Annotated in this window: 5 protein-coding genes; 2 read left to right on the forward strand and 3 right to left on the reverse strand. The window is 58.7% G+C overall.

Going from position 1 to position 5,237, the window contains the following annotated elements; genetic code table 11:
* Positions 1-260 (reverse strand): translation initiation factor (locus IQ273_RS29990; protein ID WP_194026758.1); only part of this gene is annotated, 260 nt, incomplete at its 3' end.
* Between the two features lie 164 nt (positions 261-424).
* On the opposite strand from IQ273_RS29990, the gene IQ273_RS29995 reads away from it, so the two are divergent.
* Complete coding sequence (locus IQ273_RS29995) at positions 425-1,168, forward strand: succinate dehydrogenase/fumarate reductase iron-sulfur subunit (protein WP_194026759.1); 744 nt, start codon at positions 425-427, stop codon at positions 1,166-1,168.
* A gap of 85 nt (positions 1,169-1,253) precedes the next feature.
* On the opposite strand, the gene IQ273_RS30000 is transcribed toward IQ273_RS29995, so the two are convergent.
* Together IQ273_RS30000 and IQ273_RS30005 are read right to left on the reverse strand one after the other, a co-directional pair.
* Positions 1,254-2,297, reverse strand: coding sequence for a WD40 repeat domain-containing protein (locus tag IQ273_RS30000; protein WP_194026760.1), 1,044 nt, complete (start codon positions 2,295-2,297; stop codon positions 1,254-1,256).
* Between the two features lie 709 nt (positions 2,298-3,006).
* On the reverse strand, positions 3,007-4,239 hold the full coding sequence (locus IQ273_RS30005; protein ID WP_194026761.1) for a DNA double-strand break repair nuclease NurA: 1,233 nt from the start codon (positions 4,237-4,239) through the stop codon (positions 3,007-3,009).
* Positions 4,240-4,380: 141 nt separating this feature from the next.
* On the opposite strand from IQ273_RS30005, the gene IQ273_RS30010 reads away from it, so the two are divergent.
* A partial coding sequence (locus tag IQ273_RS30010; protein WP_194026762.1) for an AMIN domain-containing protein occupies positions 4,381-5,237 on the forward strand: 857 nt, incomplete at its 3' end.

Below are 5,237 nucleotides of genomic sequence, written 5' to 3' on the forward strand. Positions count from 1 at the left end.
GTACCGCACTGAGCCTTGAGCTGCTTGGCCAAAGCCGCCAGCGAGTCGGGCGTGTGCTGAAAGCCTGTGATTACCGTCACGGTTTTGCCGCCGCGCCCCTTGCGGCTGACCTGCACCCGCACCGTTTGCTGATGGGGAGGGCGATCGGGCACCCCCCGCGCCATTGGGTCGGCGGGGCCAAACTCGCGGTAGACGTGGCGGTCGGTTGCCCCCGAACCGGGTCCAGAACCTGCCCCTGATTTAGACTTACCCTTAGCCATAACCGTTCAATAGACTGCCTGATTTATACCATTTAGGGGGAGATGGAATGTAAGGTTTAGGGCTGTAGGCGTAAGGTCGGCCTGCACCTGAAACCCTGAACCTCAAACCTTAAACCCTTCCCCTGCAATCGCTACACTATAGGTAGGCCGTTTACCCCACCCCTATGCAACTTCACCTCAAGGTCTGGCGTCAGGCCGATGCCGATACCCCCGGCCAGTTTCAGACTCATACCGTAGACAATGCCCACCCCGATATGTCGTTCTTAGAGCTGCTTGACGTACTTAACGAGCAACTCATTCATGCCGGAGCTAACCCGGTGGAGTTTGACCACGACTGCCGCGAAGGCATCTGCGGCTCGTGCGGCGTCATGATCAACGGTAAAGCCCACGGTGGACTGCCTCAAACGGCGACGTGCCAGTTGTACCTGCGGCACTTTGAGGATGGCGACGAAATCACGATTGAACCCTGGCGAGCCAAGGGGTTTCCGGTGATCAAAGACCTGGTGGTCGACCGGGCGGCGCTCGATCGCATCATCATGGCGGGCGGCTACATTTCGGTGAAGACTGGGTCGGCCCCCGAGGCCAACACTATCCCGGTGGCTAAAGCCAGCGCCGATATGGCCTTTGACTATGCCACTTGCATCGGCTGCGGAGCCTGTGTTGCCGCTTGCCCCAATGCCTCAGCCTCCCTGTTCACCGCAGCCAAAGTGGCTCACCTGGCCCAGCTGCCCCAGGGCCACCCAGAGCGGCAGGGGCGGGTGCTGGCGATGGGTGACCAAATGGCGACTGAGGGCTTTGGCGACTGCTCTAACCACGGTGAATGTCAGGCAGTGTGCCCCAAGGGAATCTCGATCGATGCGATCGCCACCATGCGTCGCGAGTACGTGCGCGCGATCGCGGGCTCATAGCACCAGCGCTACCACCAGCCGGGTCAGGTCGTCGCCATAGGGCAGCAGGCTCTAAAAAAACGATGGGTGCTGAATCGACTTAGCGCTACTCCTCTTGTTGCCAAATGCGAACAGTGCCGTCCCACCCGGCGCTGACTAGAGTCTTGCCATCGGGGGCAAAATCTACGCCCCACACCCAGCCCTCATGGCCCTGCAAAATTGATACCAGACGACCCTGCTGCATGTCCCACAGGCGAATGGTACTGTCGTTGCTGGCGGTGGCTAGCAGCTGACCGTCGGGGCTAAAGGCAATGCTGTTGACCTGGGCTGGATGAGCTTTAAAGCAAGTGGTTTGGCGGCCGCTGTTGAGCTTCCAAAAACGCACGGTGCAGTCGGCGCTGGCGCTGGCTAGTAACCAGTTGTTGGGGCTAGCAGCTACCGCGAGTATCTCGGCTGTGTGGCCTGTCAGCACATGGTTGCTGCCTTTACCCTTGAGCCGATACAGGCGCAGGGTTTTATCCTGGCTGCCGCTGATCAGGGTGGTGCCATCGGGACTGACAGCGATCGCACGGATCCAATGAGTATGGCCGTTAAATTGATGGATAAGGGCGCGATCGCTGAGCCGCCAGACGCAGATTTTGTGGTCCTGGCCGCCGCTGAACAGGTACTTGCCGCTGGGGCTAAAGGCCACAGCCCGCACCCAGTTGGTATGGCCTTCTAGCTGGCCCAGGGCCTCCCCCGTGGTGAAATCCCATAGCTGAATAATGTTGTCATTGCTGACGCTGGCAAAGCAGGTGCGATCGGGGCTAACGGCGACCGCCCTGACCCAGGCCAGGTGGTTGTTGATCACCTGCATGGTGTGGCCGGTGGCTAGGTTCCATACCCGCACGGTTTTGTCGCCGCTGCCGCTGATAATAAAGTTGCCGTCGGCACTCACCGCGATCGATCGCACCCAGCTGCTGTGGCCAGTTAGCACCTGGCTACAGCCCCATTTAGGAGTGCGGGACGGGGCCGAACGAGCTGAGGCTGCATCGGCAGAGCGGTTGAGGGCGGTAGTCATATCCACCAGTTCAAAGGCGGCAGGATCACCGTTTGGGTCGCCCTGGGAGAGCGAGTCAGGGGGCTGAGGGGGCATGACAAGGGTACGCATCGACATAGGGGCTTTAATTCGATCGCTAGCGACGGTGAACCTAGACGCAAACTAACTCCAGCCTGCAAAAACCACCGTCTACTACACCCTGTCAGCATCCTATTCCGAAATGCTGCTCGGTATTTAGACTACGTACTGATTCAAATGCTGGATTAGCGTACTAGATTCACAATCTAATCTCTCTGTCATTGTGCTAGCCCTACTTCAAAAGATATACTTCGACGGAGCTAAAGTGTGCCTGACCAAGGGTACTCTTCATTGTTTCGTTGAATCTGTCTAAAGGTAACTCTGAGGCCGTAAAGCCTTGAATAAAAAGGGCTATAGAGTTTAGAGCTGACTGTATATCTGGCTACAGCGTTTACTTGTTCAACATGACATTACAGTAATCATTGTGCTGGCAGAAGTCGATAAGCGCAGCCAAAATTAAGCCATCCAAACGACTATCTAGCTCGCCCAGGAACCATAGAAAATTGCTATGGCTAACCTCCAAATCTATCCATAGCATGCTGCTAAATATTTCAAGACCGTTGAGGATATGGTCGCCAATCTTGCAGCTTTATCCAAGTGAGATCTGCTGCGGGAAGACTTTTAACGACTAGTACTCGACGGCTGAAATATGCCCACCATTCCGAATTGCTTGGCTCCCTAGCCCCCCTGCTCCCTAGCCCCCGGAGAATAGTATCTAAACTTATGCCACAGAGTACTAGGCTCAGGCGATGCTGCCGCGCTTGCGGGCTTCTTTGTAGGAGGTGCCGACATTCTTAAGCCCAGCGCGGATCATTTCTTGCTCAAGTAGGGCAAAAAAGCGGGTGCGATCACCCCCCCGCACCACCGCCTGATTGTGGGCTTCAGCCAAAGCTACCGGATACCCGTAGCCTTTTTGCACCTGGGTTAGCACCATGCTGAGCGCCATTTCGCACAGGGCCTCGTTCGCCATCACCCACTGGGGCACTTCTACCCGCGCCACCTCCGGGCCAACATTCAAGTAGCAAAAATACACCCGGTGCTCAGCAGCGTACAACTCCAAAATGCTGGCCGTGCTGCGCCAGAAGGGGCTGCGCTGCCCAGGCTCTAGCTCAGTGGCCCAAAAGGTGGCGTCTCGCAGCGGCAAGAATCGACCGCAAGGGGCACGGTCGGCCTGACCTCTGTCATCGCTACCGCCGCTATTACTACAGTGGGTTTGGCAATCAGGTTGCAAAAACGGGCAGGCGGCAAACCGCAAAAAGTTCATCGCCTCACCGCTGCGGCTGGCGCTGAGATAGCCCACCAGGGGAATGTTTTGCCGTCGCAGCCGCTCCCACGCGTCGAGAATGGGGGGCAGAATGCGATCGCGGGCCTCAGCAGGCAGCGCCTCCAAAAACCAGTAGATCAGCGACCCGTCGACTAGGGCCAACACCGGCACTGGTTCTGGTTCGGAACCGGAAACTATTAAGCTATCGTGAACGGCTTCCCCCAGTTCCGCCAGCACAATTGCCTCGGCGATCGTGCGGCGGTGGCCCATCCACTCTTCGGTGCTAATGCCCCACTGGCGCGATAAGTAAAGATCTTCGGCGCGGTACACCACCTCCGGCAGGCTGTCGAGCAATGGGAATCGGCTCTGGCCATAGTGCAGCACCACCCGGCCTACATTAATTAAGTAGCAGTAGGCAATCTCGTGGTGGCTGGGGGAAATCTGCGACCCATCGGTAGCCAGCACCGTGTGGGCCTCGGGGGCGGCAGCTATGGCGGTGCGAAGGCTCAGGGATTCGGTGGGCTGGGCGGCGGTAAAGGGGGCGCGATCGCCCCAGGTTTCGGCCTGAGTGACTAGATCGGCCTGGCGGGTTGCGGCGATCGCCAGCAGCCGTCGAGCCGCTGTAACTCGCTCTTGGGCGGCGGCAGCCTCCTGGCTCAGGTGCTGGCTAATGCCCTGCATCTGCCGGGCCAGCTTCATCAGGTCGAGCATGGTAGGGGGGATTTGGTACGCCCATACTAGCACCTCCTTTGCAGAATTTTTCGTTAGAATCGGCGGCCTACGGATGCTACTTTGGCCACCATCGTTATACTGTCGTGTGGTTTATGTCTTGATCGTGTTCTGGTCGTGCTTATGGAGTCAAAATGGCTCACCTCAGGATTCACTTCGGGAGCGTTAGCAGCGTTGGGTGCTCTGGTGGTAGCGGCCCCAGTTCGGGCGGCCACCTTGCAGTACTGGTGGTTTGATGCCCAAACCAATCAACTGGTGTTTACGACCGACGGCGAGGTGCAGCCCCAGGCGCAGCTGCTGGTCAACCCAACCCGCATTGTGATTGACCTGCCCAACACACAGCTGGGCAGCACCAGCACCAGTCAGACTGTAGGCGGTGCCATTCGTGAAGTGCGGGCTGGCCAGTTCGATCGCCAAACCGCCCGCTTAGTAATTGAAGTCGCCCCCGGCTACAGCCTCAACCCTCAAGATGTGCGGGTGCAGGGCATTCGTCCAAACCAGTGGGCGGTGCAGCTGCCTGCCCCCAGTCAGGGAGCGGCTCCCCCTAACGGTGCGATTCCAGCCCCGACAGCAACGGCCAATCGAGTTGACGGCAATACCGGCACCGGAGCAGCGGCCACCCTCACAGGCGTCGTCACGACGGGCGATGGCTTTTTAATGAGAATGAGCGGCACCGCCCCCACGCCCACGGTGCAGTTCACTAACGACAATGCTGACAATCGCTTTGCCATCATCGACCTGCCCAACACTACCGTCGCCAGCACCCTCGGGGCCGACGACCTGCCCAACTACCGCTACAGCATCATCGCCTGGGATGTCGCCCAGCAGCAGACGAGTCCTCCTTCTACCCGCATTACCCTCAAACTTGGCCCCACCAGCCCCGACTGGCGTGCCCTGCGCAACAACAGCGGGGTAATTGTGCTGCCCCCCAGCGGCGTGCCCATTAGCAGCGTATCGGATGAGCCGCCGCCCCTGGCCAC

It is taken from the genome of Nodosilinea sp. LEGE 07298, assembly GCF_015207265.1.
GTDB lineage: Bacteria > Cyanobacteriota > Cyanobacteriia > Phormidesmidales > Phormidesmidaceae > Nodosilinea.

Bases quoted from the DNA above. Each gene is read 5' to 3' on its own strand.
- IQ273_RS30000 (WP_194026760.1), bottom strand. From the start codon at position 2,297: ATGCGTACCCTTGTCATGCCCCCTCAGCCCCCTGACTCGCTCTCCCAG.
- IQ273_RS30005 (WP_194026761.1), bottom strand. From the start codon at position 4,239: ATGCTCGACCTGATGAAGCTGGCCCGGCAGATGCAGGGCATTAGCCAG.
- IQ273_RS29995 (WP_194026759.1), top strand. From the start codon at position 425: ATGCAACTTCACCTCAAGGTCTGGCGTCAGGCCGATGCCGATACCCCC.